Source organism: Streptomyces sp. NPDC003016 (assembly GCF_053591455.1).
Genome location: NZ_JBSFTV010000036.1, coordinates 19612 through 44514, shown reverse-complemented (window position 1 = coordinate 44514; position 24903 = coordinate 19612). Strand labels below are relative to the sequence as shown.

General features: G+C 71.0%; 27 protein-coding genes and 1 pseudogene. 21 read left to right on the top strand and 7 right to left on the bottom strand.

The genetic code is table 11. From position 1 onward, the window contains the following. The first annotated feature begins 98 nt into the window (after positions 1 to 98). The 5 genes from ACWDZ4_RS27315 to ACWDZ4_RS27295 all read left to right on the top strand — a co-directional run bounded on the left by ACWDZ4_RS27315 (position 99) and on the right by ACWDZ4_RS27295 (position 5025). A complete protein-coding gene (locus tag ACWDZ4_RS27315; RefSeq protein ID WP_451511038.1) occupies positions 99 to 1292 on the top strand; it encodes an RtcB family protein in 1194 nt (397 codons plus the stop codon). A 373-nt stretch (positions 1293 to 1665) separates the two neighbouring features. Continuing rightward, the gene (locus ACWDZ4_RS27310; protein ID WP_451511037.1) at positions 1666 to 2883 is read left to right on the top strand and encodes a Cmx/CmrA family chloramphenicol efflux MFS transporter; all 1218 of its coding nucleotides are present in this window, start codon (positions 1666 to 1668) and stop codon (positions 2881 to 2883) included. 336 nt (positions 2884 to 3219) lie between these two features. Beyond that, entirely contained in the window at positions 3220 to 3921 is a 702-nt protein-coding gene (locus ACWDZ4_RS27305) for a hypothetical protein (RefSeq protein ID WP_451511036.1), read from the top strand. A gap of 70 nt (positions 3922 to 3991) precedes the next feature. Further along, entirely contained in the window at positions 3992 to 4372 is a 381-nt protein-coding gene (locus tag ACWDZ4_RS27300; protein WP_451511035.1) for a phage holin family protein, read from the top strand. Next, the gene (locus ACWDZ4_RS27295) at positions 4348 to 5025 is read left to right on the top strand and encodes a DUF3618 domain-containing protein (RefSeq protein ID WP_451511034.1); all 678 of its coding nucleotides are present in this window, start codon (positions 4348 to 4350) and stop codon (positions 5023 to 5025) included. Before ACWDZ4_RS27300 ends, ACWDZ4_RS27295 begins: the two co-directional genes overlap by 25 nt. Positions 5026 to 5259: 234 nt before the next feature. Here ACWDZ4_RS27295 and ACWDZ4_RS27290 read toward each other — a convergent pair whose 3' ends face one another. Further along, complete coding sequence (locus tag ACWDZ4_RS27290; RefSeq protein ID WP_451511033.1) at positions 5260 to 6015, bottom strand: SDR family NAD(P)-dependent oxidoreductase; 756 nt, start codon at positions 6013 to 6015, stop codon at positions 5260 to 5262. A 10-nt stretch (positions 6016 to 6025) separates the two neighbouring features. Then, positions 6026 to 6388 (bottom strand): YnfA family protein, encoded by a 363-nt coding sequence (locus tag ACWDZ4_RS27285; protein ID WP_451511032.1) that lies wholly within the window; start codon positions 6386 to 6388, stop codon positions 6026 to 6028. Positions 6389 to 6489: 101 nt separating this feature from the next. Between ACWDZ4_RS27285 and ACWDZ4_RS27280 the strand changes: the two genes are divergently transcribed. Next, the gene (locus ACWDZ4_RS27280) at positions 6490 to 7122 is read left to right on the top strand and encodes a TetR/AcrR family transcriptional regulator (RefSeq protein WP_451511031.1); all 633 of its coding nucleotides are present in this window, start codon (positions 6490 to 6492) and stop codon (positions 7120 to 7122) included. A 43-nt stretch (positions 7123 to 7165) separates the two neighbouring features. On the opposite strand, the gene ACWDZ4_RS27275 is transcribed toward ACWDZ4_RS27280, so the two are convergent. The 3 genes and pseudogenes from ACWDZ4_RS27275 to ACWDZ4_RS27265 form a co-directional block, all read right to left on the bottom strand. Beyond that, positions 7166 to 7909, bottom strand: coding sequence for a Mut7-C RNAse domain-containing protein (locus ACWDZ4_RS27275; RefSeq protein ID WP_451511030.1), 744 nt, complete (start codon positions 7907 to 7909; stop codon positions 7166 to 7168). Positions 7910 to 7981: 72 nt separating this feature from the next. Next, positions 7982 to 8264, bottom strand: a pseudogene (locus ACWDZ4_RS27270) (PH domain-containing protein); the annotation flags it as partial. Positions 8265 to 8273: 9 nt separating this feature from the next. Continuing rightward, a complete protein-coding gene (locus ACWDZ4_RS27265; RefSeq protein ID WP_451511029.1) occupies positions 8274 to 8864 on the bottom strand; it encodes a hypothetical protein in 591 nt (196 codons plus the stop codon). 116 nt (positions 8865 to 8980) lie between these two features. Between ACWDZ4_RS27265 and hemL the strand changes: the two genes are divergently transcribed. The 8 genes from hemL (at position 8981) to ACWDZ4_RS27225 (ending at position 17866) form a co-directional block, all read left to right on the top strand. Next, on the top strand, positions 8981 to 10297 hold the full coding sequence (gene hemL, locus ACWDZ4_RS27260) for a glutamate-1-semialdehyde 2,1-aminomutase (protein WP_451511028.1): 1317 nt from the start codon (positions 8981 to 8983) through the stop codon (positions 10295 to 10297). Beyond that, positions 10294 to 10968, top strand: a complete 675-nt coding sequence (locus tag ACWDZ4_RS27255) for a histidine phosphatase family protein (protein ID WP_451511027.1) — start codon at positions 10294 to 10296, stop codon at positions 10966 to 10968. Before hemL ends, ACWDZ4_RS27255 begins: the two co-directional genes overlap by 4 nt. 153 nt (positions 10969 to 11121) lie before the next feature. Further along, positions 11122 to 12378: a hypothetical protein gene (locus tag ACWDZ4_RS27250; protein ID WP_451511026.1), complete on the top strand. Its 1257-nt coding sequence runs from the start codon at positions 11122 to 11124 to the stop codon at positions 12376 to 12378. 67 nt (positions 12379 to 12445) lie between these two features. Beyond that, positions 12446 to 13069 carry a TlpA family protein disulfide reductase gene (locus ACWDZ4_RS27245; protein ID WP_451511025.1) on the top strand — a complete coding sequence of 208 codons (624 nt, stop codon included), beginning with the start codon at positions 12446 to 12448 and terminating at the stop codon, positions 13067 to 13069. Positions 13070 to 13073: 4 nt separating this feature from the next. Continuing rightward, positions 13074 to 13841 carry a cytochrome c biogenesis CcdA family protein gene (locus ACWDZ4_RS27240; RefSeq protein ID WP_451511024.1) on the top strand — a complete coding sequence of 256 codons (768 nt, stop codon included), beginning with the start codon at positions 13074 to 13076 and terminating at the stop codon, positions 13839 to 13841. A 5-nt stretch (positions 13842 to 13846) separates the two neighbouring features. Further along, the gene (resB, locus tag ACWDZ4_RS27235; protein ID WP_451511023.1) at positions 13847 to 15616 is read left to right on the top strand and encodes a cytochrome c biogenesis protein ResB; all 1770 of its coding nucleotides are present in this window, start codon (positions 13847 to 13849) and stop codon (positions 15614 to 15616) included. After that, complete coding sequence (gene ccsB, locus ACWDZ4_RS27230) at positions 15613 to 16698, top strand: c-type cytochrome biogenesis protein CcsB (RefSeq protein WP_451511022.1); 1086 nt, start codon at positions 15613 to 15615, stop codon at positions 16696 to 16698. Before resB ends, ccsB begins: the two co-directional genes overlap by 4 nt. Before the next feature lie 175 nt (positions 16699 to 16873). Next, positions 16874 to 17866 carry a hypothetical protein gene (locus ACWDZ4_RS27225; protein ID WP_451511021.1) on the top strand — a complete coding sequence of 331 codons (993 nt, stop codon included), beginning with the start codon at positions 16874 to 16876 and terminating at the stop codon, positions 17864 to 17866. On the opposite strand, the gene ACWDZ4_RS27220 is transcribed toward ACWDZ4_RS27225, so the two are convergent. Then, positions 17814 to 18230 carry a PLD nuclease N-terminal domain-containing protein gene (locus ACWDZ4_RS27220; RefSeq protein ID WP_451511020.1) on the bottom strand — a complete coding sequence of 139 codons (417 nt, stop codon included), beginning with the start codon at positions 18228 to 18230 and terminating at the stop codon, positions 17814 to 17816. The genes ACWDZ4_RS27225 and ACWDZ4_RS27220 overlap by 53 nt on opposite strands. Before the next feature lie 89 nt (positions 18231 to 18319). Between ACWDZ4_RS27220 and ACWDZ4_RS27215 the strand changes: the two genes are divergently transcribed. Together ACWDZ4_RS27215 and mqnP are read left to right on the top strand one after the other, a co-directional pair. Beyond that, complete coding sequence (locus tag ACWDZ4_RS27215) at positions 18320 to 19777, top strand: menaquinone biosynthesis decarboxylase (protein ID WP_451511019.1); 1458 nt, start codon at positions 18320 to 18322, stop codon at positions 19775 to 19777. Continuing rightward, positions 19774 to 20676, top strand: coding sequence for a menaquinone biosynthesis prenyltransferase MqnP (gene mqnP / locus ACWDZ4_RS27210; RefSeq protein ID WP_451511018.1), 903 nt, complete (start codon positions 19774 to 19776; stop codon positions 20674 to 20676). Before ACWDZ4_RS27215 ends, mqnP begins: the two co-directional genes overlap by 4 nt. Here the strand turns inward: mqnP and ACWDZ4_RS27205 are convergent. Further along, a complete protein-coding gene (locus tag ACWDZ4_RS27205) occupies positions 20666 to 21283 on the bottom strand; it encodes a rhomboid family intramembrane serine protease (protein WP_451511017.1) in 618 nt (205 codons plus the stop codon). The two genes, mqnP and ACWDZ4_RS27205, sit on opposite strands and share 11 nt — an antisense overlap. Before the next feature lie 93 nt (positions 21284 to 21376). Here ACWDZ4_RS27205 and ACWDZ4_RS27200 point away from each other — a divergent pair, with 93 nt between their 5' ends. The 5 genes from ACWDZ4_RS27200 (at position 21377) to ACWDZ4_RS27180 (ending at position 24871) form a co-directional block, all read left to right on the top strand. Next, positions 21377 to 22069 (top strand): UbiX family flavin prenyltransferase, encoded by a 693-nt coding sequence (locus ACWDZ4_RS27200; RefSeq protein WP_451511016.1) that lies wholly within the window; start codon positions 21377 to 21379, stop codon positions 22067 to 22069. A gap of 67 nt (positions 22070 to 22136) precedes the next feature. Next, on the top strand, positions 22137 to 22592 hold the full coding sequence (locus ACWDZ4_RS27195; RefSeq protein ID WP_344496238.1) for an Lrp/AsnC family transcriptional regulator: 456 nt from the start codon (positions 22137 to 22139) through the stop codon (positions 22590 to 22592). Between the two features lie 91 nt (positions 22593 to 22683). Continuing rightward, complete coding sequence (gene mqnE, locus ACWDZ4_RS27190) at positions 22684 to 23862, top strand: aminofutalosine synthase MqnE (RefSeq protein ID WP_451511015.1); 1179 nt, start codon at positions 22684 to 22686, stop codon at positions 23860 to 23862. Positions 23863 to 23947: 85 nt separating this feature from the next. After that, positions 23948 to 24472 (top strand): N-acetyltransferase family protein, encoded by a 525-nt coding sequence (locus ACWDZ4_RS27185; RefSeq protein ID WP_451511014.1) that lies wholly within the window; start codon positions 23948 to 23950, stop codon positions 24470 to 24472. 144 nt (positions 24473 to 24616) lie between these two features. Beyond that, positions 24617 to 24871, top strand: coding sequence for a DUF4229 domain-containing protein (locus tag ACWDZ4_RS27180; RefSeq protein ID WP_451511067.1), 255 nt, complete (start codon positions 24617 to 24619; stop codon positions 24869 to 24871). Positions 24872 to 24903: the final 32 nt, after the last annotated feature.

Here is a 24903-nt window from a genome sequence, read left to right as displayed (position 1 = left end):
GTGTATCGCACGCGCTGGCCAAACGCTGGTCCGCTGTCTCTTTCGCGGTACTTGATGCCAGATTTGCGTTTTCTTTATTTCGGGGGAGTTGAGGGGTTATGTCGTATGTAGAGGTTCCGGGCGCGAAGGTTCCGATCCGGATGTGGGCGGATCCCGCCACCGTCGAGGGCGGCGCGATGCAGCAGCTCCAGAACGTCGCCACCCTGCCCTGGATCAAGGGCCTCGCCGTCATGCCGGACGTCCACTACGGCAAGGGCGCCACCGTCGGCTCGGTGATCGCGATGCACGGCGCGGTCTGTCCGGCCGCGGTCGGGGTGGACATCGGCTGCGGCATGTCGGCGGTGAAGACGTCGCTGACGGCGAACGACCTTCCGGGCGACCTCTCGCGGCTCCGGTCGAAGATCGAGCAGGCGATTCCGGTGGGCCGGGGAATGCACGACAGTCCGGTCGACCCGGGGCGGCTGCACGGCTTCCCGACGGCGGGGTGGGACGACTTCTGGGGACGGTTCGACGGCGTGGCCGATGCGGTGAAATTCCGTCAGGAGCGTGCCACGAAGCAGATGGGGACCCTGGGGTCGGGGAATCACTTCGTCGAGTTCTGTATTGATTCGACCGATTCCATTTGGCTGATGCTCCACTCCGGCTCGCGGAACATCGGGAAGGAGCTGGCCGAGTACCACATCGGCCAGGCCCAGAAGCTGCCGCACAACCAGGGGCTGATCGATCGTGACCTGGCGGTCTTCGTCTCGGACACTCCGCAGATGGCGGCGTACCGCAACGATCTCTTCTGGGCGCAGGAGTACGCGAAGCACAACCGCGCGATCATGATGGGGCTCTTCCAGGACGTGGTCCGCCGGGAGTTCAAGAAGGCCGGGGTGACCTTCGAGCCGGTCATCTCCTGCCACCACAACTACGTCAGCGAAGAGCGTTACGAGGGCATGGACCTGCTGGTCACCCGCAAGGGGGCGATCCGGGCGGGCTCCGGTGACCTCGGGATCATCCCGGGTTCGATGGGCACGGGTTCGTACATCGTGAAGGGGCTGGGGAACGAGAAGTCGTTCAACTCGGCCTCGCACGGCGCCGGTCGGCGGATGAGCCGCAGCGCGGCGAAGCGGCGCTTCTCCACGCGGGACCTGGAAGAGCAGACGCGGGGCGTGGAGTGCCGGAAGGACTCCGGTGTCGTGGACGAGATCCCGGCCGCGTACAAGCCGATCGAGCAGGTCATCGACCAGCAGCGGGACCTCGTCGAGGTCGTCGCGAAGCTGAAGCAGGTCATCTGTGTGAAGGGCTGACGACGCCCCGGGCGTGGGAGGCGGACGGCGGAAGGCGCGAGGTGGAAAGCGGAGGGCCCCGGCTGTGGTTGCCGGGGCCCTCCGCGCATGCGGAAACCGGTGGAGAGGCCCGGAGGCGTGCTGGTAGCTTCGCGGGTATGTCCTGCCCTGAATCCGACAGAGGCTAGCCACCGGTCGTTCGGTGGCCGACCCCTTGGCGTGCTGAAGCCGCCGGCCCGAGAGGCCGTGGGCGTGCTTCGCGCGGCTGTCGTCGCCGGATCGCCGGTCTTCGCGGACTCCCCCCTTCCTTGCTCTGGCTCTGTGCTCTGGGCTCTGGGCGTGCGGGGGTCCGTTTCCTGCTGGTTGATCCGCTGACCGCTTCTGGGGTTCCTTCATGCCATTTGCTGTTTTCGTGCTCGGGCTGGCCGTCTTCGCCCAGGGCACATCGGAGTTCATGCTGTCCGGCCTGGTGTCGGACATCGCCGACGATCTGAACGTGTCCATCCCGGCCGCCGGGCTGCTGACCTCGGGGTTCGCGATCGGGATGGTGGTCGGGGCGCCCCTGATGGCGCTCTGGAGCCGGAAGTGGCCGCGACGGCGGGCTCTGCTGGTCTTTCTGGGGGCCTTTGTCGCCGTCCATGTGATCGGTGCTGTCACGCCCAGCTACGGGGTGCTGCTCGCGACGCGGGTGGTCGGGGCGCTCGCGAACGCCGGGTTCTGGGCCGTTGCCCTGGTGGCCGCCGTCGGCATGGTCGCGCCCGAAGCCCGGGCGCGTGCCACGTCCGTCGTGGTCGGCGGGGTCACCGTCGCCTGCGTGGCGGGTGTGCCCGGCGGCGCGCTGCTGGGGGAGCAGTGGGGGTGGCGGTCGGCGTTCTGGGCGGTGGCCGTCTTGTCGCTGCCGGCTGTCCTCGCGATCGCGCGGACGATTCCGGACGAGCGGACCGAAGCCGGGGAGGCGGGCGCGCGGGAGGTGAGCGCGCGGGAGGAGCTGCGGGTTCTGCGGGAGGCTCCGTTGCTGCTGACGCTGGTGACGATGGCGCTCGTGCAGGGAGCCACGTTCTGTGCGTTCTCCTACGTGGAACCGCTGGTCACGCAGGTCACCGGACTGGGGGACCTGTGGGTGCCGGTCGTGCTCGCGCTCTTCGGGGTGGGGTCGTTCGTCGGGGTGACCGTCGCGGGGCGGATCGCCGATGTGCGGCCGGACGCGCTGGTGGTGGCCGGTATGGCGTCACTCGCGCTCGGGTGGGCGGTACTCGCGTCGGCCGCCGGAAGTCCGGTGGCGGCGATCGTGCTCGTATGCGTGCAGGGGATGCTCGCGTTCGGTACCGGGACGGTGTTGATCTCGCGGGTGTTCCGCCTGGCGGTGAAGGCGCCGACGCTGGCCGGGGCGTTCGCCACGGCGGCGTTCAACGTGGGCGGGGCGGTCGGTCCGTGGGCCGGCGGGCTCGCGATCGGGGCGGGGTTCGGTTTCCGTTCGCCGGTGTGGGTGAGCGCCGGGTCGACGGCCCTCGCGCTGGTCACCTACGGGGCGCTGCCGGCGGTACGGCGGCGGGGCGGGACCACCGGGAACCGCTCGGGCGCGGAGGCCGGGCGCGTGTCTTCCGGGGCCTGAGGCGGGGGCCGAGGGCGGGGGGCCGAGGGCGGCAGCGGCGGGCGGGGAGGTGCCCTGGGCGCGGTGCGATCTCGGAATGTGGTTTTCGATCGTTTCGCTCGCGCGTGGGTGGTTACCCGGAGCTTGTCCCAGCCAGCACAAGAGCACACGGGGCGTGACGCAGACCTCGGCGTACCGAGCCGGGCGAGTGCGTGACAGCACGCGGTGACGGTGGTGGAGCGGTTCACCCGCAGAGGTGGAGCCGCCCACCGGCAGCCCGCCCGCGGACCGGCCCGGCCCAGTCCGGCCGCTGCCGGTGTGCAGGGTTCTGCGCGCCCCCCGAAGAAGGTGGAATCCATGAGTGATGTGTCCGCGAATGGTGGTGCCGGGCGTGTCCAGCAGGCCGGGCAGACAGCGAAAGAGGAGGCGTCGGTCACGGCCGGTCAGGCCAAGCAGGCCGCGAGTGAGGTCGCGGGGTCGGTCGCGCAGCAGGCCAGGACAGTCACCGACGAGGCCCGGCAGCAGGCCGGCACGGCGGTGCGTGACCTGCGGGAGCGCGTGAACGACGAGGTGCGGGGCCAGACCGAGCGCGCGGCGGGCACGGTGCGGCAGTGGGCGGACGATCTCGCCGGGCTGGCGCAGAACGCGCCCGGTGATTCCCCGGTGCGCGGCCTGGTGGAACAGGCGGCCGACGGCGGCTACCGCGCTGCCGACTACCTGGAGAAGAACGGTGTGGGCGGCGTGGTCGACAACGTCCGCGACTTCGCCCGCCGCCGGCCCGGGATGTTCCTGGGCGGAGCGGCGCTGGCGGGTCTGGCCGTCGGCCGGCTCGCCAAGGCGGGCAAGGCGAGCAGCGGCAGTGGCGAGGGCAGCACGGGGAACGGCAGTACGGCGGCCGGTGGCGTCGTCACCCCGGCCGCCCCACAGGTTCCCCCGGTGCAGCCGCTGCCCCCGGCCGACGGCACTGTGCCCCCGGCCGACGGCACTGTGCCCCCGGCCGACGGCACTCTGCCGCGGGCCGCCGGGTGGGGCGGAGCGCCCGGTACACCGGAGGTGTGAGATGTCGACGTATTCGCCGCAGGCCCCGCTGAAGCGGAGGCAACAGAGTTCGGTGGGGGAGAGGCCAATCGTGGAGGACAGGTCGGTGGGAGAGCTGCTGTCCGAGGTCACCTCGGACGTACAGATGCTCTTCCGCAAGGAGATGGAGCTGGCCAAGCTCGAAATCCGTGAGGAAGCCACCAAGGCGGGCAAGGCCGCGGGAATGTACGGCGGAGCGGGATTCGCCGGCTACATGGTGGCCCTCTTCGCATCCCTGGCAGTCGTGTTCGGCCTGGCGAACGTGATGGACGCGGGCTGGGCCGCCCTGATCGTCACGGCGGTGTGGGCGGTGGTCGGCGCCGTCCTGTTCGTGAAGGGGCGCGCCCGGATGCGGACCGTGTCACCGAAGCCGGAACAGACCGTGCAGACACTGAAGGAGGACGCCCAATGGGCACGTCACCCGAACAAGTAAGGGCCGACATCGAGATGACGCGGGAGAAGCTGTCCGGCGACGTCGACCGGCTGGCCGACCGCACGAGCCCGCGCCGGATCGCGCAGCGTCGCACCCAGCGCGTTCGCGGTGCGGTGTCCGGGGTGCGGGAGCGGGTCATGGGCACCGCCTCGCACACCACGGGCCGGGCCCAGGAGCGTACGCAGCAGACCGCCCAGTCGGTGCAGGAGAGCGTCGGGCAGGCGGCGGACACCGTGCGCCAGACGGCGGGCCAGGCGGGCGAAGCGGTCCGGAAGGCGCCCGAGGAAGCGATACGGCAGACGGAGGGCAACCCGCTGGCGGCCGGTCTGATCGCCTTCGGCGCGGGGCTGCTGGCCGGCTCGATGCTGCCGAGTACGCAGGCCGAGCAGCAGGCGGCCGAGCAGCTGTCGGACCGGGCCAGTGGAGCCGTCGAACCGGTCAAGCAGGCGGCGGCCGAGTCGGCGCAGCACCTGAAGGAGGAGGCCACCCAGGTCGCGCAGCAGGCGGTGCAGGAGGTCAAGGAGACCGCCGCCGAGGCCGCCCGTACGACGAAGGAGCAGGCGCGAGACCAGGCCGGACAGGTCACGGAGCAGGCTCGCCAGTCCGGTCAGACGGTCGCGGGCGAGACCCGGGACCAGACCGGGCGGGGATGAGCGGCCCGCGGCGCGCTCTTTGACGGCGCGCTCTTCGGCTACGCGCTCTGCTGTGGCGGCCCGCACCGGGATCCCGATTCCCGGTGCGGGCCGTTTTTCCGCCGGTGCGGCCGGTGCGGCCGGTGCGGCCGGTGCGGGCGGTGCGGGCGGTGCGGGCGGTGCGGGCGGTGCGGCCGGTGGCGCGGCCGGTGCCGGTGGTGTCCGGGCGGGGAGCTGCCGGCCGCGCGGGCGCGGTCACAGTTCGCGGTGGACCTTGGTGTTGGAGGCCTGGGCGCGCGGACGGACCACCAGAAGGTCGATGTTGACGTGGCTGGGGCGGGTGACCGCCCAGGTGATGGTCTCGGCCACGTCGTCGGCGGTGAGGGGTTCGGCGACGCCCGCGTAGACCTTGGCGGCCTTGTCGGTGTCGCCCCGGAAGCGGGTGGTGGCGAACTCCTCGGTCTTGACCATGCCGGGCGCGATCTCGATCACGCGGACCGGGGTGCCGACGATCTCCAGGCGGAGGGTCTCGGCGAGGACGTGCGCGCCGTGCTTGGCGGCGACGTAGCCGCCGCCGTTCTCGTACGTACCGTGGCCGGCGGTGGAGGAGAGGACCACCACCGTGCCGTCGCCGCTCGCGGTGAGGGCGGGGAGCAGGGCCTGGGTGAGGTTGAGGGTGCCGATGACGTTGGTCTCGTACATCTGGCGCCAGTCGGCGGGGTCGCTGGTGGCGACGGGGTCGGCGCCGAGCGCGCCGCCCGCGTTGTTGACCAGGACGGCGAGGGTGCGGAAGGCGGTGGCGAACTCGTCGACCGCCGCGCGGTCGGTGACGTCCAGCGCGTACGCCGTCGCCTGGTGGCCCGCGGCGGTGAGTTCGGCCTCCAGCGCCTCGATGCGGTCCTTGCGGCGGGCGGTGAGGACGACGCGGTAGCCGGCGGCGGCCAGCCGCCGGGCTGTGGCGGCGCCGATCCCGCTGCTTGCTCCGGTGATGACGGCGATAGGCGTAGGCATGGTGTACAGGCTAGCGAGAGCGTGGTGCGTACATGATCAGGGCCATTCCGGCGAGGCAGACGAGCGCGCCGACGACGTCCCAGCGGTCGGGGCGGTAGCCGTCGGCGATCATGCCCCAGGCGAGGGAACCGGCGACGAAGACTCCGCCGTACGCGGCGAGGATGCGGCCGAACTCGCCTTCGGGCTGGAGGGTGGCGACGAAGCCGTACGCGCCGAGGGCGACGACCCCGGCGCCGATCCAGATCCAGCCGCGCCCGTGTCCCTGCCCGTGGTCCCGGCCTCCGCCGCGCACGCCCTGCCAGACGAGCCAGGCGCCGCCGATCTCGAGGAGGGCGGCGAGGAGGAAGAGGGCGGCGGAACGGGCGACGGTCATGCGTCCAGCGTGTCATGCGTGCCACACGTGCCAGGGGAAGAGGAGCGGCCGCCTCTTCCGGACCATGGTCCGTCAACGGTTGTCGGCCTACATTCGTTGGCATGAGCGAACTGCCTGGCCCGCCTCCACCCGCATCCGCACCTTCACCCGCCCCCGCCCCGGCGCCCCGCCGGTCCGACGCCACCAGGGCGGCGATCCTCGACGCCGCCCGCGAGCGGTTCGCGGCCGACGGGTACGAGCGCGCCACCATCCGCGCGATCGCGCGCGACGCCGGGATCGACCCGTCGATGGTGATGCGCTACTACGGCAACAAGGAGGGGCTGTTCGCCGCCGCGTCCGAGTTCGACCTGAGGCTGCCGGACCTGCGGGAGGCGGCCGGACCGGGCGCGCTGCCGGGACGGCAGGTGGGCGCCGTCCTGGTCGGGCACTTCCTCGACCGCTGGGAGGAGGACGAGGTACTGACCGCGCTGCTGCGGGTCGGTGCCACCAACGCCGCCGGGGCCGAGCGCATGCAGGCCGTGTTCCGGGAGCAGCTCGGTCCCGTCGCCGCCGCTGTCGGCCCGCGCCCCGAGGAGGCGCCGAAACGGGCCGCGCTGGTGGCCTCCCAGATACTCGGCATGGCGCTGGCGCGGTACGTGCTGCGGCTGCCGCCCGCCGTGGAGATGACGCGGCAGGAGGTCGTCGACTGGCTGGCGCCCACCGTGCAGCGGTACCTGACGGCGGAGCGGCCGTAGGCGGGAGGAGCCGGGAGGAGGCGTTCCTGATCCGCCGGCCGGATCAGGAAGCCTGTGCCGCCGTGTCGCCGTAGGAGCGCAGGGCGTCCTCGACGATCGTCTGCAGGCGCGAGTGGTGTGCGCCGTTCCAGTAGACGCGCCGGCACGCCGTGCACTGGGCGAAGACGTCGTACGTACGCTCGGTGCCGCCTTCGAGGAACCCGCTGACGGATTCCTTCGTGGCGTTCTCGAGGTCGCCGTTGCAGGCGACGCAGCGCGTCCACGGCGTGAGGACGGGCGCGAACCGGCTGAGCACGTCGTCGAGCTGCTCCTCGGGGCGGTCGCTGTAGACGTACGCGCCGGCCCACAGCTCACGGCGCCGCAGCAATCCTCGGTCCCGCGACAGCAGTACGCGCCGGTCGCGCGCCGAGTACGCCGCGAGGGCCGGGTCGCCGACGTCCTCGCTGAAGTACGCCGCGTCGATGCCCAGCAGCCGCAGCCGCCGTGCCAGCGTGCCGAGGTGAACGTCGAGGAGGAAGCGCAGCGGCGCCCCCGGCACCCGCTGCGGCCGCCGCACCGCGTGCACGTCGACCTTCTCGCCCGCCGCCGGGACGTGCGAGACCGGGACTTCGCGGCCGTCGACGAGCAGCTGTCCCGCTTCGGTGAGCGGGATGCCGAGCGACTCGACGACATGGCCGAGCGACGAGGCGCCGTCGGTGGCCAGGGCCGTACGCCCGGCGCGCCGCCGCGCCGCGACGAAGAGGTGCAGCTCGGGGGCGACGCTGAGGTGGATCTCCGGTCCGTTCACGCCGCCAGCATGCCACCGGGGCGTACGCCTCATCCAGCGGCTTTCCGGCCGGTGGGGGGCGATCGGAGGCGGTCACGGCCCGGGGCCCACGGGGTTCGCGGGGGCTTTCGCGGAGCCCGGCTCACGGACGGTACGGGTCAGGCCGGCCGGAGCGGCCGCGAGGCGGACCGGCGTGCCCGCGAGGCGGACCGGCGTGCCCGCGCCGTCGAGTTCGGCGATGTGCCGGCTTCTGGGAACGGTGTCGCCGCCGCTGCCCCGGGCACGCCGCACGTCCTTGACGGTGAGCCGCTCCACCGGTATCCGTTTCGCCGCGAACCGGCCCGGGGCCGGAGCGGGACGTCACCGCGGGCGGGCCGACTCGGGATCAGGGCCACACCAGGCAGTACGGCTGATGCCCCGCCTCGTGCAACCGGTGGCTGAAGTCCTGCCACTCGTGCAGCAGCTGGTAGACGTTGAACGCGTCGCGCGGGCCCCCGCGGTCCGGGACCGTGGACCAGATGAAGGCCGCCGCGCCCACCGACTCCTCGCCGACGCCGCGCAGCGGGTCGACGACCGTCATGGGGAGCTTGACCACCGCGTAATCGGGGTGGAGCACGACCAGCTCCAGCGGCGGCACCTTGTGCAGGGGTATGCCCTCGATGCCGGTCAGGACCATCGCGGCCACCGTCTCCGGCTTGATCTTCGTGAACATGCCGCCCATGCCGAGCTCGTCGCCGCCCAGCTCCTCCGGACGCATCGAGATGGGCACGCGGGCAGCGGTGGCTCCGTTCGGAGCGCCGAAGTACTTGTAGGTCACCCCCACCCGGCCACTCCTGTTTCCCGTGTCCGCGTTCACGTTCGCCTCGCGCCTGTCCGCCCGCGCCCCGCGCCCCCGCTCACGCCGGTGCCGGCCGCGCTGGGACCCGTCGGGACCCAGATCGTCGGTCCCCTCGCCCACTCCGCCACCGCGATGCATATCTCCACCCGACCACTCGCGGCCACGGCCGCGCAACCCGATCATCGTGTCAGTGACCTCCCCCACGACCGTGCGGCGAAACACCTGTCCGCAAGACCGCCGGAGCCTCTGACACCATGGCTTGTGTGAGCTTCCCCTATGACGCCCCAGTTTCGCAGACGCTTTTCGACCGCGCGTCCCTCGTGACGCCCGGCGGCGTGAACTCTCCGGTCCGTGCATTTCGTGCCGTGGGCGGTACGCCCCGGTTCATGGTGTCCGGTACCGGTCCGTACCTCACCGACGCCGACGGCCGTGAGTACGTCGACCTCGTGTGCTCGTGGGGGCCGATGATCCTCGGCCACTCCCACCCCGCCGTCGTCGCCGCCGTCCAGGAGGCCGTCGCCCGCGGCACCTCCTTCGGTACGCCCGGCGAGGGCGAGGTCGCCCTCGCCGAGGAGATCGTCGCCAGGGTCGCGCCGGTCGAGCAGGTGCGGCTCGTCTCCAGCGGCACCGAGGCGACCATGTCGGCCATCCGTCTCGCCCGCGGCTTCACCGGCCGGGCCAAGGTCGTGAAGTTCGCCGGCTGCTACCACGGCCACGTGGACGCGCTCCTCGCCGCCGCCGGATCCGGCCTCGCGACCTTCGCGCTCCCGGACACCCCCGGTGTGACGGGCGCGCAGGCCGGCGACACGATCGTCCTGCCGTACAACGACCTCGACGCCGTACGGGCCGCCTTCGCCGCGCACCCCGGCGAGATCGCCTGCGTCATCACCGAGGCCTCGCCCGGCAACATGGGCGTCGTCCCGCCGGCCGACGGCTTCAACGCCGGGCTCAAGGCCCTGTGCCAGGCCGACGGCGCGCTCTACATCTCCGACGAGGTCATGACCGGCTTCCGTACGTCGAAGGCCGGCTGGTACGGCATCGACGGCGTCGCCCCCGACCTCATGACCTTCGGCAAGGTCATGGGCGGCGGCTTCCCGGCCGCGGCCTTCGGCGGCCGCGAGGACGTCATGGCGCACCTCGCGCCGGCCGGCCCCGTCTACCAGGCGGGCACCCTCTCCGGGAACCCGGTCGCGACCGCCGCCGGCCTCGCGCAGCTGCGGCTGCTCGACGACGGGGCGTACGCCGTGGTCGACGCGGTGTCGCGGGAGATCCAGGAGCTGGTCACCCTGGCGCTCACCAAGGAAGGCGTCGCGCACCGCGTCCAGAGCGCCAGCAACATGTTCTCGGTCTTCTTCACGGCCGACGAGGTGCGCAACTACGACGAGGCGCGGAAGCAGGAAGCCTTCCGCTTCAACGCCTTCTTCCACTCGATGCTGGCCGACGGCGTCTACCTCCCGCCGTCCGCCTTCGAGTCCTGGTTCGTCTCCACCGCCCACGACGCGCGGGCCGTCGAGCGCATCGCCGCCGCGCTGCCCGCCGCCGCCCGCGCCGCAGCGGAGGCCACCGCATGAGCGAGACCACCGTCGTCCACCTGATGCGCCACGGTGAAGTGCACAATCCGGACGGGGTGCTGTACGGGCGCCGGGCCGGGTACCACCTCTCCGACCTCGGCCGGCGGATGGCCGACCGGGTCGCCGAGCACCTCGCGGGGCGCGACATCACACACGTCGCCTCCTCGCCGCTGGAGCGCGCCCAGGAGACCGCGGCGCCGATCGCCACGTCGCACGGCGTCGACCTGGCCACCGACGAGCGGCTGATCGAGGCGGCCAACGTCTTCGAAGGCAAGACCTTCGGGGTCGGGGACGGCGCGCTGCGCAGGCCCGGCAACTGGCGGCACCTGACGAATCCGTTCCAGCCGTCCTGGGGCGAGCCGTACATCGAGCAGGTCGTACGGATGATGGGCGCCCTGAACGCCGCGCGCGACGCGGCCCGCGGGCACGAGGCGGTCGCCGTCAGCCATCAGCTGCCGATCTGGATCGTCCGGAGCTTCGTCGAGCGGCGGCGGCTGTGGCACGACCCGCGCAAGCGGCAGTGCACGCTCGCCTCGCTCACCACCTTCACGTTCCAGGGCGACAAGATCGTGTCCGTCGGCTACAGCGAGCCGGCCCGCGATCTCGTACCCGCGCACCTGCTGGCCGGCGCCAAGCCCGTGAAGGGTGAAACGAAGGCATTCGGCGCGTAATCCCGATCACTCCCCGGTCGGTTTCCGACCACGCCTGGGAAAAATATGCCGGTTCGCCGGAACCGACGTCTTCATCCGCACCTCTAACCCGTCGTCCGTTGTAAGAGCCGACGGGCACCTACGGGGATGACGAGTGCGGATGGGGACACGGGTATGCGGGACATGAGCCGAAGGGGTCTGCTGGGACTGGGACTCGGAGCAGCGGCCGCGGCCGGCCTGGCCGGCTGCGGCGCTGCCGGGGCGTCGGGCCCCCGGAGCCCCGGCCCCGCCCGGGGCAAGGGCGGCGGGGACGGGGCCGGCACCCCGTCCCCGACCGGAACGGCCGGCGACGTACGGCTGATAGGCGACGGCTCGACGGCCGACACCGGCAAGCAGCCGAACCAGCCGGACAGGCCCGTACCGCTCCAGCCGGGCGAGACCCCGCCGCAGTTCGTGATCTTCTCCTGGGACGGGGCGGGCGAGGTCGGCAACGGCCTGTTCCCGCGCTTCCTGAAGCTCGCCGAGGACCACGACGCGGCGATGACCTTCTTCCTCTCCGGGCTCTACCTGCTCCCCGAGTCGAGGAAGAGCCTCTACAAGCCGCCGAACAACCCCGTCGGCGCCTCCGACATCGGCTACCTCACCGACGGGCACATCAAGGACACGCTGAAGTACGTCCGCCGGGCCTGGCTCGAAGGACACGAGATAGGCACGCACTTCAACGGGCACTTCTGCGCGGGCTCGGGCACCGTCGGCAACTGGACGCCCGCCCAGTGGGAGAACGAGACCGCCCAGGCCAAGTCCTTCGTCACCGAGTGGAAGACCAACAGCGGCTGGACCGACCTCGACCCGCTGCCCTTCGACTACGAGAAGGAACTCGTCGGCGGCCGCACCCCCTGCCTCCTCGGCCAGGACAACCTCCTCCCGACGGCGAGGAAGCTCGGCTGGCGCTACGACGCCAGCTCGCCCGGCGGCCGCCAGATGTGGCCCGTCAAGCGGGGCGGCCTGTGGGACCTGCCGCTCCAGGCGATGCCGTTCCCGGGCCATTCCTTCGAGGTGCTCTCGATGGACTACAACATCCTCGCCAATCAGTCGAAGAATTCGACCCGGGGCGTGCCGTCCCGCTACCCGGGCTGGAAGAAGCAGGCCACCGAGGCATATCTCTCCGGTTTCCGGCGGGCCTACGAGAGCAATCGCGCGCCGTTCTGCATAGGCAACCACTTCGAGCAGTGGAACGGCGGCATCTACATGGACGCCGTCGAGGAAGCGCTCAAGGGCATGGCGGGCAAGAAGGACGTGCGTCTGGTCTCCTTCCGGCAGTTCTGCGACTGGCTCGACGTGCAGGACCCGAAGGTCCTCGACAAGCTGCGCTCCCTCCAGGTCGGCCAGTCCCCGGCGGGCGGCTGGAAGTCTTTCCTTAAGAGCTCTTGACAAGGGGCTTTACGGGCACCATGGGGGGCGCGGAAGATCCCTGGAACGCTCATGCGAAACTTTTCACATGAGCCTTAGCCGCGCCCCCCGCCGCCGCTCGAACCGCACCCGCCACGCCGCGTCGGCGGCCGCCGTCGCGGTCGCGGGCGCACTCACCCTCTCCGCGTGCGGAGGCGACGGCGCCACGGCGTCGGGGTCGAGCGGTGCGAAGTTCGTGACCGGCAGCGGGGGCATCTCCACCGTCGCCGAGGGCGAGCGGCAGGACGCCCCGAAGCTCGACGGCGAGACGCTCGAAGGCGAGAAGCTCGACATCGACGACTTCAAGGGCAAGGTCGTCGTCCTGAACGTCTGGGGTTCGTGGTGTTCGCCCTGCCGGGCCGAGGCGCCGAATTTCGCGAAGGTCGCCAAGGAGACCAAGGACAAGGGCGTCGAGTTCGTCGGGATCAACACCCGTGACGACTCCAAGGGCCCCGCGATCGAGTTCGAAAAGCAGTGGGGCATCACCTATCCCAGCTTCTACGACCCGATCGGCAAGCTGGTTCTCCGCTTTCCCAAGGGCAGCCTGAATCCCCAGGCCATTCCGTCGACGATCGTGATCGACCGTGAGGGCAGGATCGCGGCCCGTTCCCTGATGGCCCTCAACGAGAAGAAGCTGCACCAGATGATCGACCCGCTGATCGCGGAGAAGTGACCAAGTGAGCGTTCTCGCCGCCGCGGTCACCGACCCGAACACGACGGTTCTGAGCGGTGCCCTGGTTCTCGCGCTGCCGATCGCCGTCGCCGCCGGTCTCGTCTCGTTCTTCTCGCCGTGCGTGCTGCCGCTCGTACCCGGCTACCTGTCGTACGTCACCGGAATCAGCGGCACCGACCTGGCCGAGGCCAGGCGCGGGCGCATGGTCGCGGGGGCCTCGCTCTTCGTGCTCGGCTTCAGTGCCGTCTTCGTCTCGACCGGGGCGCTGTTCGGCTTCTTCGGGTCGACGCTCCAGGAGCACCAGGAGACGCTCTCCACGGTGCTCGGCGCACTGATGATCCTCATGGGCGTCTTCTTCATGGGGCTGCTGCCCTGGATCACCCAGCGCGAGTTCCGCTTCCACAAGCGGCCGGCGGCCGGACTGGCGGGCGCGCCCGTTCTGGGCGCCCTCTTCGGCATCGGCTGGGCGCCGTGCACCGGCCCGACGCTCGGCGCCGTCCAGACGCTCGCCCTCAACGACGGGAGCGCGGGGCGCGGGGCCGTACTGACCGTCGCGTACTGCCTCGGCCTGGGCGTGCCCTTCGTGCTCGCCGCGATGGCGTTCCGGCGGGCGCTCGGTGCGTTCGCCTGGGTCAAGAAGCACTACGCCTGGGTGATGCGCATCGGCGGACTGATGATGATCGTGACCGGCGTCCTGCTCGTCACAGGGATCTGGAACGGCATCATCCAGGACATGCAGGGCTGGACCCGAGGCTTCACGGTGGGGATCTGAGTTCCATGAGCAAGACCGAGACGACCGACGAGACGACCGACGAGGCGAGCGCGGCGGCCGCGGCCGCCGCGCACGACGAGCAGGAGCTCGGCGAAGCCGGCGCCCAGCTCTCCACCGCCCCCCGGGAGCGGGCGGTCCCCGGCTCCTTCGGCGGCGTGATGCGGCCCGGCGCGGCCGGCCGGATCGCCTGGGCCTGGCGCGAGACGACGGGCTGGGTGCGCTGGTTCTGGCGGCAGCTGACGTCGATGCGCGTCGCGCTGATCCTGCTGTTCCTGCTGTCGCTGGGCGCGATCCCCGGGTCGCTGGTCCCGCAGACCGGTGTCGACGAGACGAAGGTCGAGGAGTTCCGGGCGGCGCACGAGACGCTCGCGCCGCTCTACGACGACCTCGGGCTCTTCGACGTCTACAGCTCGGTGTGGTTCTCCGCGATCTACCTCCTGCTCTTCGTCTCGCTCATCGGCTGCATCGTGCCCCGCACCTGGCAGTTCGTGGGCCAGCTCCGCGGCCGCCCGCCGGCCGCGCCCGGCCGCCTGACGCGGCTTCCGGCGTACACCACCTGGCGTACGGAGACGGACCCCGAGCAGGTCCGCGAGGCCGCGCTGGCGATGCTCGAGCAGCGCCGTTTCCGGTCCGATGCCGCCGGTGACGCGGTCGCCGCCGAGAAGGGGTACCTGCGCGAGGCCGGGAACCTGATCTTCCACGTCGCGCTCATCGTGATGCTGGTGTCCTTCGCCACCGGGCAGCTGTTCAAGTCCGAGGGCGGCAAGCTGATCGTCGAGGGCGGCGGCTTCGCGAACACCCTCACGCAGTACGACGACTTCACGTCCGGGTCGCTCTTCGACCGGGACCACGACCTGGCGCCGTTCAGCTTCACGCTCGACAAGTTCGTCGGGACGTACGAGCGCACCGGCCCCCAGCGCGGCACGCCCCGTACGTACGAGGCCCGTGTGACGTACGCCGAGGGGGCGGACGGCGCCGAGAGGAAGACCACGATCGAGGTGAACCGGCCGCTGGAGGTCGACGGCTCGAAGGTCTACCTGATCGGCCACGGGTACGCCCCGGTCGTCACCGTCAAGGACGGCAGGGGCAGGGAGGTCTTCAAGGGCGCGGTGCCGCTGCTGCCCATGGACTCCAACGTCACCTCGTCCGGCGCGATCAAGGTGATGGACGGCTACCGCGACAAGGACGGCAAGAAGGAGCAGCTGGGCTTCCAGGCGTTCTTCGTGCCGACGTTCGCGGGCGCGGGCCAGGGCACGATGCTCTCCCAGTACCCGGGCCTCGACTTCCCCGTCCTCGCGCTCAACGCCTTCCACGGCAGCCTCGGCGTGGACGCGGGCCTGCCGCAGAACGTCTACCAGCTCGACAAGCGCAAGATGAAGGCGTTCAAGGACGACCGGGGCGCCGACCTCAAGCAGCGGCTGCTGCCCGGCGAGACCATGAAGCTGCCGGACGGCGCCGGCTCCATCACGTTCGAGAAGGACGTCAAGGAGTGGGCGACCTTCCAGATCTCGCAGCAGCCCGGCACCGTACCCGCACTGGTGGGGGCCGTCGCCGCGATCGCGGGACTCGCCGGATCGCTGTTCATCCAGCGCCGCCGCGTCTGGGTCCGGGCCGTACGGGGCAAGGACGGCGTCACCGTCGTCGAGATGGCCGGACTCGGCCGCAGCGAGTCCTCGAAGCTCCCCGAGGAACTGGCCGACCTGGCCGCAACGCTCAACTCACAGGCGCCGACGGCACCTGATCCCGCTGAACCTGTCGAAGGAGTCCGCGCGTGAATCTCGCGGCCGCAACCAACGAGAACCTCGCCCACATCAGCAACGTGCTGATCTATTCGTCGATGGCCGTCTACACACTGGCCTTCCTCGCCCACATCGCCGAGTGGGTCTTCGGCAGCCGCAGCAAGGTCGGCCGCACGGCCGCCGCGCTGACCGCCGGCGGCGGGGCGACCGCGAAGGCCGCCCCCGCGGTGACCGTGCGCTCCGGCGGCTCCACGACCGTCCTCGACAAGCCGAAGGTCGTCACCCGGTCCGCGGCGGGCACCCGCGACGTGCCGGACGGCCCGGGAGCGGCCGGCGGCACCGAGAAGGGCGACCTCTACGGACGCGTCGCCGTCTCGCTGACCGTCCTCGCCTTCCTCGTCGAGGCGGGCGGCGTGATCGCCCGCGCCCTGTCGGTGCAGCGCGCGCCGTGGGGCAACATGTACGAGTTCTCGATCACCTTCTCCACCGTGGTCGTCGGCGTGTACCTGGCGATCCTGGCCGCGAAGAAGAACGTCCGCTGGGCCGGTCTGCCGCTGGTCACCACGGTCCTGCTGGACCTGGGCATCGCCACGACGTGGCTCTACACCGACAGCGACCAGCTGGTGCCCGCGCTGGACTCGTACTGGCTGTGGATCCACGTCTCCACCGCGATCTTCTGCGGTGCGGTGTTCTACCTCGGCGCGGTCGGCACGGCCCTCTACCTCTTCCGTGACGGGTACGAGGCGAAACTCGCCCGCGGCGGCAGGCCGGGCGCCTTCGCCTCGTCCGTCCTGGAGCGCCTTCCGTCCGCCGCCTCGCTCGACAAGTTCTCCTACCGCGTGAACGCCGCCGTCTTCCCGCTGTGGACGTTCACGATCATCGCGGGCGCGATCTGGGCGGGCGACGCGTGGGGCCGCTACTGGGGCTGGGACCCCAAGGAGGTCTGGTCCTTCATCACCTGGGTCGCGTACGCCTGCTACCTGCACGCGCGCGCGACGGCGGGCTGGAAGGGCCGCAAGGCCGCCTACCTGGCGCTCTTCGCGTTCGGCTGCTGGCTGTGGAACTACTACGGCGTGAACATCTTCCTCAGCGGCAAGCACTCGTACGCGGGCGTCTGACCCGCTCCCGGGCCCGGCCGCACAAGCCCGGCCCAGGGGTGGGGCCGGTGCCACGGCGGACGAGATCCCCGTGGCACCGGCGAACCCCGGGACGCCGCGGTCGTGCTGAGGTTCACGCCGGACCTTCCGCAGCCCGCGCACCGGGTCTGGCCCGCCGTCGCCGCTGAGGAGGGCCTTGCGGGAGTGGCTCGCCGCCGCCGAGCGGCCGGAGCCGCGCCTGGGCGGCGTGGTGGCGCTGCGGTGGCCGGACACCGGCGACGGAGGCGACGCCGCCGTCGCGCACGGCACGGTCACCGCCTGGGACCCGGACCGCTACCGCGAGCTGTACGCCGGCCAGTCGGTGCGGGGCGGTGCGGTGGCCGTCCTTCGCGGGGGCTTCGGGGCCGGTGCCGCGCCGGGGCGCCTCCTCGGGCGCCGAACGTCCGGGTACGGCGTGAGCTTCGGGGTGGTTGCGTTCGGCGCCCTGCGGGAAGCGCCCCGACGCGTCCCCTCCCGGCACCGCGGTGTGCGAGGCGGGGCCGTGACCGGGGAGGAGGCGCCCTCCGCCGTGCGGCGGGCGGGGTTCGTCCTGTCGACGGTGTGGCCGGCCCGCACGCCCGTGGAGGGTGAGGGCATGACAGCGATTGCTCCTCGGTGGGCCGTACGGGCCGCTCACGCCACTGTTGTGGTCGTGCTTCCGTCCTCGCTGCGGCGCACGGCGCTGGCCCTGGGGGTTCCGCTGGGCTGCACCCGCCGGCAGCTGGTCACCGAGTACCACGCGCCCGGCTGGGGCACGGCGTACATGGTCGGCCTGAGCCTGCTCACGGAGGCGCTCGCCCTGCTGACGCCCGGCCTGGTCCGTCCGTGGGGCGAGGCCGCCCCGTCCTGGCTCCCGGTCACCGGCGGCAGGCCGGTCGGCGTTCGCGTGGTCATGACCGCTGCCCGCGTCGGCGCTGCGATCGTGACGTTCGTCTGGTGGGGCAGCCTCGCGGCGCTGTTCTTCACCGACTTCGACCAGGCCGGCGGTCTCGCCGGCGGCCACTACGTTTTCATGCCGGCCTGCTACGCCCCGTTGCTGGCCCGGGGCCCGCTGCTGGCGGCGGTGACCGTGTCGTACGGCCGCCGCTGTCAGCGGGTCACTTCGACGGCCCGGACTCCTCGGGGCCGGGGCCGTCCTCGCGCCGCTTGAGCTCCTCCTCGCGGCGGCGCAGGTCCGCTTCCCAGTCCTTCATCATCGACTCGTCCTTCTCGTCCTTCTCGTCCTTGAGGGACTTCAGGAAGTCGGGGTTGTCGTCGGGGGCGACCCAGGTGTTCTTGGGACCGCGGCGCCCTTCGGAGGGCGTGCCGCCGGAGCCGTTGCGGGCTCCCTTGCGGACCTTGCCGACCGCGAGCCAGGCGACGGGGCCGATCAGCACCTCGCCGAAGAGCAGCACGATGATCACCCAGACCACCTTGGGAAGGTGACGGACCTCTTCCTCGGGGGTGTTCAGGCAGTCGATGAAGGCATAGATCCACAGCGCCAGAACCAGCAGGAACGGCAGATACCTGAGCATGAGGGCAAGCTCCCAGAGCGTGGACCGCAGGGCGGCGTGGGCAGCCCCGGTGACGGGCCAAGCGTAGTGCGTACCGGATACTGGACCGCATGGCTTACGACGATCTTCGCTCCCTGCTCCGGGCGCTGGAGCGCGAGGGCGACCTCAAGCGCATCAAGGCCGAAGTCGATCCGTACCTGGAGGTCGGGGAGATCGTCGACCGGGTGAACAAGGCGGGTGGTCCGGCGCTCCTCTTCGAGAACGTCAAGGGCTCGTCGATGCCCCTGGCGATGAACGTCTTCGGGACCGACCGCCGGCTGCTCAAGGCGCTCGGCCTGAAGTCGTACGACGACATCCGGGACAAGATCGGCGGGCTGCTGAAGCCCGAGCTTCCGCAGGGTTTCGTGGGGGTGCGGGAGGCGTTCGGCAAGCTCGGGTCGATGGCGCACGTGCCGCCGAAGAAGGTCAAGTCCGATGCGGCGCCGGTGCAGGAGGTCGTGCTGAGGGGCGACGACGTCGATCTGGACACGCTGCCCGCCCTGTTCACCTGGCCGGAAGACGGCGGGTCCTTCTTCAACCTGGGGCTCACCCACACCAAGGACCCGGAGTCGGGCATCAGGAACCTGGGGCTGTACCGGCTCCAGCGCCACGACAAGCGCACGATCGGGATGCACTGGCAGATCCACAAGGACAGCCGGAACCACTACCAGGTGGCGGCCCGGCGCGGTGAGCGGCTGCCGGTCGCGATCGCCTTCGGTGCGCCGCCGGCCGTGACGTACGCCTCGACGGCTCCGCTGCCGGGCGACATCGACGAGTACCTCTTCGCGGGCTTCCTGTCGGGGAAGCGGGTGGAGATGGTCGACTGCAAGACGGTCCCGCTCCAGGTCCCGGCCCAGGCCGAGGTCGTGCTGGAGGGGTGGCTGGAGCCCGGGAAGATGCTGCCGGAGGGGCCCTTCGGCGATCACACCGGGTTCTACACGCCGCAGGAGGACTTCCCGGCGCTGACGATCGACACGGTCACGATGCGGCGGCGTCCGCTGCTCCAGTCGATCGTGGTGGGGCGGCCGCCCACGGAGGACGGGCCGCTGGGGCGGGCCACGGAGAGCTTCTTCCTGCCGCTGCTCAAGATCATCGTTCCGGACATCGTGGACTACCACCTGCCGGAGGCGGGCGGTTTCCACAACTGCGTCATCGTGGCGATCGACAAGAAGTACCCGAAGCACGCGCAGAAGGTCATGCACGCCATCTGGGGCGCGCACATGCTCTCGCTGGAGAAGCTGATCATCGTGGTCGACAAGGACTGCGACGTGCACAACTACCACGAGGTGGCCTGGCGGGCGCTGGGGAACGTCGACTACTCCCGCGACCTCACGGTGGTCGAGGGTCCGGTGGACCATCTGGATCACGCGTCGTACCAGCAGTTCTGGGGCGGCAAGGCGGGCATCGACGCGACGAAGAAGCTGCCCGAGGAGGGCTACACCCGGGACGGGGGCTGGCCGGACATGGTCGAGTCCGACCCCGAGACCTCCGAACGGGTGTCGAGGCGCTGGAAGGAGTACGGGCTGTGAGCAGCACGGCGGCCGCGGTTCCGCAGGTCGGCAGGACCAAGGCGTTCCTGCGGCTCGTGATGATCGAGCACTCGGTCTTCGCGCTGCCCTTCGCCTACATCGCCGCGCTCACCGCGATGTTCCAGCTGGACCGGAACATCCACTGGGGCAAGCTGCTGCTCGTCACCCTTGCCATGGTCGGGCTGCGTACGTTCGCGATGGCGTGCAACCGGATCATCGACCGGGAGCTGGACGCCCGTAACCCGCGCACCGCCCACCGCGAGCTGGTGACGGGCGCGGTCTCGGTCAGGTCCGCCTGGACCGGTGCGCTCGTCGCCGTCGTGGTCTTTCTCGGTGCCGCGGCCGCGCTGAACCCGCTGTGCCTGGTGCTCGCGCCGATAGCGGTCGTCCCGATGGTGGTCTATCCGTACGGGAAGCGCTTCACGAATTTCCCGCACGCCATTCTGGGCCTCGCCCAGGCCATGGGTCCCGTCGGAGCCTGGCTGGCGATCACGGGGGAGTGGTCCTGGGACGCGGTGATCCTCGGCCTCGCGGTCGGCATCTGGATCGGCGGCTTCGACCTGATCTTCGCCACCCAGGACGTCCAGGCGGACCGCGCGCACGGGGTGAAGTCCGTGCCGGCCCGTTTCGGGGTCCCGGCCGCGCTGTACGGGGCGCGGGCCTGCCACGCGGTGACGACCGTCCTGCTGGTCTGGTACGCGCTGGCCACCGACGCGGGGGCCTTCTTCTGGGCCGGTCTGGTGATAGTGACCGCGGCCTTCTTCTACGAGCACACGATCGTCAAGCCGCACGACCTGTCCCGCCTCAACCGGGCGTTCTTCTCGACGAACGGCTTCATCGGGATCGCCCTGTTCGGGTGCGCGCTGCTCGACCTGCTGGTGCGCGGCCTCACGGTGTGAGGCGCGCGGGGCCCATGAGGGGCGTCCGCCGCCGGAACAGGAACGCGGCGAGCACGCCGCCGGCCAGGCCGAAGAGGTGGCCCTGCCAGCTGACGGCGGCATGGGCCGGGAGGACGCCCCACAGGATCGAGCCGTAGACCGCGGCCACCACCAGGCCGGTCACGATGTCCAGCGCGCTGCGGTCGACGAAGCCGCGGACCAGCAGGTAGCCGAAGAGCCCGAAGACGACGCCCGACGCGCCCGCCGTGTTGGAGTGGTCGGGGGCGGTGAGCCAGACCCCCAGGCCGCTGACGAGCACGATGACCAGGACGACGCCCACGAAGCGGCGTATGCCGCTCAGGGCGGCGAGGAAGCCGAGGACCAGCAGCGGGACGGTGTTCGAGGCGACATGGTCGAAGCCGTGGTGCAGGAACGACATCGGGAGTACGTCGCGCAACTCGCCGACGTCGCGCGGGCTCACCCCGTACGGGTTCAGCGCGCCCGTCGCGGCGTCCAGCGCCTCCAGGACCCACAGCAGCGCGACCCAGCCGAGCATCAGCGCGGCGGCGGCCTTCGCCCGGTGCCCCCGGCTCCGGTTCCGGCTCTGTTCGGCGGTGGTCGGTGGCATGGCGTCCCCCTGCGGTACGTGTGGCTCTGCCGGTGGAACGTCCCGGGCACCTGACTCGGTTCCGCCCGGGGGAGCCCGGATAAGGTCGGGCACGTGGAGTCAGGACATACACGCAGTCAGCAGCCGCGCCGGCCATGGGTCGTAGGGGTGTCCGGGGCGTCGGGCACGCCGTACGCCGCCGCCGTGCTGCGCGGGCTGCTGGACGCGGGCGAGAGCGTGGACCTGGTGGTCAGCCGGGCCTCGCGCCTGACGCTGCTCGACGAGACGGGCATCGCGTTCCGGGACGCCCACTGGCAGGAGGACCTGCGGACGTGGCTGGCGCGCGGCGCGGACGGCAGGCCGGACACGTTCGCCGCCGATGTGAGCGACGTGCGGTACTGGGCGGCCGGGGACCTCGCCGCCGGGCCCTCGTCGGGTTCGTACCCGGCCAAGGGGATGCTCGTCGTGCCGGCGTCGACGGCGAGCGTGGCCGGGGTGGCGCTGGGACTGTCGAAGGACCTGCTGCAACGGGTGGCGAGCGTGACGCTCAAGGAGCGGCGCAGGCTCGTGGTCGCGGTGCGGGAGACGCCGCTGAGCGGCCAGACCCTCAAGCACATGGTGGCGCTGGACGAGGCGGGAGCCGTGGTGCTGCCCGCCTCCCCGGCGTTCTACGCGGGAGCGACGCACATCCAGGATCTGGTGGACTTCGTCGCGGGGCGGGTGCTGGACGCGGCGGGGGTGCCGCACGGCTTGTACCGCCGCTGGGAGGGGCAGCTCGGGGGCTCCCGGAAAGATGATGGGCGTTGAGCACTGCACGCCTTAGATTGCACACATAAACTCGCGGTATTGCTGAACAATGGAAGGCTTCAGGCATATGGACGCCGTGGACAGGCAGCTCATCCAGGCTCTCAGAGAGAACGGCAGGGCCTCGTACGCCGAACTCGGCCGGCTCGTCGGGCTCTCGGGGCCCAGCGTCACCGACCGCATCAACCGTCTTGAGGCGGCCGGTGTCATCACCGGCTACCGCGCGACGGTCGACGCGAAGTCGCTCGGCCTCGGTGTCACCGCGCTGATCGGCATCTCGCTCTCGGACGCGGCGGACCACGAGGACGTGGCACGCAGGCTGCGCGATCTCGAGGAGATCGAGGACTGCTGGTTCATCGCGGGCGACGACTCGTACATGCTCAAGATCCGGGCGGGGGACGTGGACGGCCTGGAGAAGACGATCCGGCGGCTGTCCGGCACGCGGGGCGTCTCGCGCACCCGTACGACGATCGTGCTCTCCACGAAGTGGGAGAACCGGGTCGGGGAGCTGCCGGAGGAAGCCTGACGCGGAGCGTCAATGGGGGTCCTCCCGCCCGGAGGGTGGGGGAGTACCGTGTTGAGGGTTTGATTCGTAGAGAAATGGGAGGCGGCCGGAGATGACTGCATCTATCAAAGATGTAGGGCTCAAGCGCGAGCTGGAGCAGAAGGTCCGGGCGGGTGAGCGACTGACCCGCGAGGACGGCATCGCTCTCTACGAGTCCGACGACCTGGCCTGGCTGGGCGGCCTCGCCCACGAGGTGCGCACGCGCAAGAACGGCGACGTCGTCCACTTCAACGTCAACCGTCACCTCAACATGACGAACGTGTGCACCGCGTCGTGCGCGTACTGCTCGTTCCAGCGCAAGCCGGGCGAGAAGGACGCGTACACGATGCGCATCGAGGAAGCCGTCAAGCTCGCCAAGGCGATGGAGAACGAGAACCTCACCGAGCTGCACATCGTCAACGGCCTCCACCCCAGCCTCCCGTGGCGCTACTACCCGCGCTCCCTGAGCGAGCTGAAGAAGGCCCTGCCGAACGTCTCGCTGAAGGCCTTCACGGCGACCGAGATCCACCACTTCGAGACCGTGTCGGGCATGTCGGCCTCGGAGATCCTGGACGAGCTCATCGAGGCCGGCCTGGAGTCGCTGACCGGCGGCGGCGCCGAGATCTTCGACTGGGAGGTCCGCCAGCACATCGTCGACCACCGCACCCACTGGGAGGACTGGTCGCGCATCCACCGCCTCGCGCACGAGAAGGGGCTCAAGACCCCGGCGACGATGCTGTACGGGCACATCGAGGAGCCGCGCCACCGCGTGGACCACGTGCTGCGGCTGCGCGAGCTCCAGGACGAGACCGGCGGTTTCCAGGTCTTCATCCCGCTGCGCTACCAGCACGACTTCGAGGACATGAAGGACGGCAAGATCCGCAACCGTCTTCAGGCCCGTACGACGATGGCGAGCGGCGCCGACGTGCTGAAGACCTTCGCGGTCTCGCGGCTGCTCTTCGACAACGTCCCGCACGTCAAGGTCTTCTGGGTCATGCACGGCGTGCAGACCTCGCAGCTCGCGCTCCAGCACGGCGCGGACGACATGGACGGCTCGGTCGTCGAGTACAAGATCACGCACGACGCGGACAACTACGGCACGCCGAACAAGCTCGGCCGTGAGGACCTGCTGGAGCTGATCCGGGACGCGGGCTTCCGCCCGGTGGAGCGGAACACGCGGTACGAGATCATCCGCGAGTACCCGGGACCGGACGCGGACCGCCGCGAGTCGCCGCAGGCGATGCGGGTCTGACGCCGTACGGGCGGGCGGTCCGGGGACACCCGGGCCGCGGGACCGGCCGTACGGGCGCCGGGCCGAGCCGTTTACTGTCGAAGGCATGCCGCTGAACTTCGCACTCGATCCGCGGATCGGCCCCCGCCTGCGCGACGGCGTCCTGTCCCTGTGGACGGACGTCTCCAACGCGGGCGGCGCCGTCGGATTCGTACCGCCCGTGACCGTCGACGACATCCGGCCCGAGTGGGTCAAGCACCTCGCCGCCGTGAGCGAGGGCCGTACCCGGCTGCTCGTCGGGTACGACGAGGAGGGCGCCGTCGCCGCCACCGCGTTCCTCACGTACAACACGCACCGGCTGATGACCCACTGGATCTGGCTCTACACGGTGATGGTCCACCCGCGCCACCAGGGCAAGGGGTACGGCCGCGAGCTGATGACGGCGGCCGCCGAGGCGGCGCGGTCCTTCGAGGGGATCGAGGCGATACGGCTGACCTGCCGCGGCGGCACCGGAGCCGACCGGTTCTACGCCTCCTGCGGCTACAAGGAGGTCGGGCGGGTGCCCGGCGCGATCCGGGTCGCACCGGGCGACGACCGCGACGACATCGTCATGCTGCTGCCGCTGGAATGACGGGAATGCTGGAGGAATGCCGGGAAGGGCAGGGGCCCGGCAGAAGCTTCGGCCCCCTGTGCTTGACTGGTAGGGACCCTTTAGGTTGCCGCTGAGAAGAAGGTCCCCGTGAACACCAGGCACGCAACGATTCGCTACACCGCGATGCGCCTTGGCGTCTTCGTGGGCTGCTTCTTCGTCATCTGGGGCCTGGTCCACTTCGGCGTGCTCCCGGCCGGCCTGGGCGACTCCAACCTGCTGTGGGTGCTCATGCTCGCCATCGTCGTCTCCGCGCCGCTCAGCTTCGTGCTGCTGCGCAAGCAGCGCGACGCGATGTCCGAGCGGATCGTCGAGCGTGTGGACAGCGTGAAGGCCAAGCTGGAGTCGAACCGCAGCCAGGAGGACGGCCTGGCCCGGTAAGGGCCGCGTAAGGTACGTCACACTTCCCGCCA

Excerpts from the sequence above, each read along its gene's own strand:
- ACWDZ4_RS27315 (WP_451511038.1), top strand. The coding sequence starts at position 99 with ATGTCGTATGTAGAGGTTCCGGGCGCGAAGGTTCCGATCCGGATGTGG.
- ACWDZ4_RS27310 (WP_451511037.1), top strand. The coding sequence starts at position 1,666 with ATGCCATTTGCTGTTTTCGTGCTCGGGCTGGCCGTCTTCGCCCAGGGC.
- ACWDZ4_RS27305 (WP_451511036.1), top strand. The coding sequence starts at position 3,220 with ATGAGTGATGTGTCCGCGAATGGTGGTGCCGGGCGTGTCCAGCAGGCC.
- ACWDZ4_RS27295 (WP_451511034.1), top strand. The coding sequence starts at position 4,348 with ATGGGCACGTCACCCGAACAAGTAAGGGCCGACATCGAGATGACGCGG.
- ACWDZ4_RS27290 (WP_451511033.1), bottom strand. The coding sequence starts at position 6,015 with ATGCCTACGCCTATCGCCGTCATCACCGGAGCAAGCAGCGGGATCGGC.
- ACWDZ4_RS27285 (WP_451511032.1), bottom strand. The coding sequence starts at position 6,388 with ATGACCGTCGCCCGTTCCGCCGCCCTCTTCCTCCTCGCCGCCCTCCTC.
- ACWDZ4_RS27280 (WP_451511031.1), top strand. The coding sequence starts at position 6,490 with ATGAGCGAACTGCCTGGCCCGCCTCCACCCGCATCCGCACCTTCACCC.
- ACWDZ4_RS27265 (WP_451511029.1), bottom strand. The coding sequence starts at position 8,864 with ATGCATCGCGGTGGCGGAGTGGGCGAGGGGACCGACGATCTGGGTCCC.
- hemL (WP_451511028.1), top strand. The coding sequence starts at position 8,981 with ATGGCTTGTGTGAGCTTCCCCTATGACGCCCCAGTTTCGCAGACGCTT.
- ACWDZ4_RS27255 (WP_451511027.1), top strand. The coding sequence starts at position 10,294 with ATGAGCGAGACCACCGTCGTCCACCTGATGCGCCACGGTGAAGTGCAC.
- ACWDZ4_RS27250 (WP_451511026.1), top strand. The coding sequence starts at position 11,122 with ATGCGGGACATGAGCCGAAGGGGTCTGCTGGGACTGGGACTCGGAGCA.
- ACWDZ4_RS27245 (WP_451511025.1), top strand. The coding sequence starts at position 12,446 with ATGAGCCTTAGCCGCGCCCCCCGCCGCCGCTCGAACCGCACCCGCCAC.
- resB (WP_451511023.1), top strand. The coding sequence starts at position 13,847 with ATGAGCAAGACCGAGACGACCGACGAGACGACCGACGAGGCGAGCGCG.
- ACWDZ4_RS27220 (WP_451511020.1), bottom strand. The coding sequence starts at position 18,230 with ATGCTCAGGTATCTGCCGTTCCTGCTGGTTCTGGCGCTGTGGATCTAT.
- ACWDZ4_RS27215 (WP_451511019.1), top strand. The coding sequence starts at position 18,320 with ATGGCTTACGACGATCTTCGCTCCCTGCTCCGGGCGCTGGAGCGCGAG.
- ACWDZ4_RS27205 (WP_451511017.1), bottom strand. The coding sequence starts at position 21,283 with ATGCCACCGACCACCGCCGAACAGAGCCGGAACCGGAGCCGGGGGCAC.
- ACWDZ4_RS27195 (WP_344496238.1), top strand. The coding sequence starts at position 22,137 with ATGGACGCCGTGGACAGGCAGCTCATCCAGGCTCTCAGAGAGAACGGC.
- mqnE (WP_451511015.1), top strand. The coding sequence starts at position 22,684 with ATGACTGCATCTATCAAAGATGTAGGGCTCAAGCGCGAGCTGGAGCAG.
- ACWDZ4_RS27185 (WP_451511014.1), top strand. The coding sequence starts at position 23,948 with ATGCCGCTGAACTTCGCACTCGATCCGCGGATCGGCCCCCGCCTGCGC.
- ACWDZ4_RS27180 (WP_451511067.1), top strand. The coding sequence starts at position 24,617 with ATGCGCCTTGGCGTCTTCGTGGGCTGCTTCTTCGTCATCTGGGGCCTG.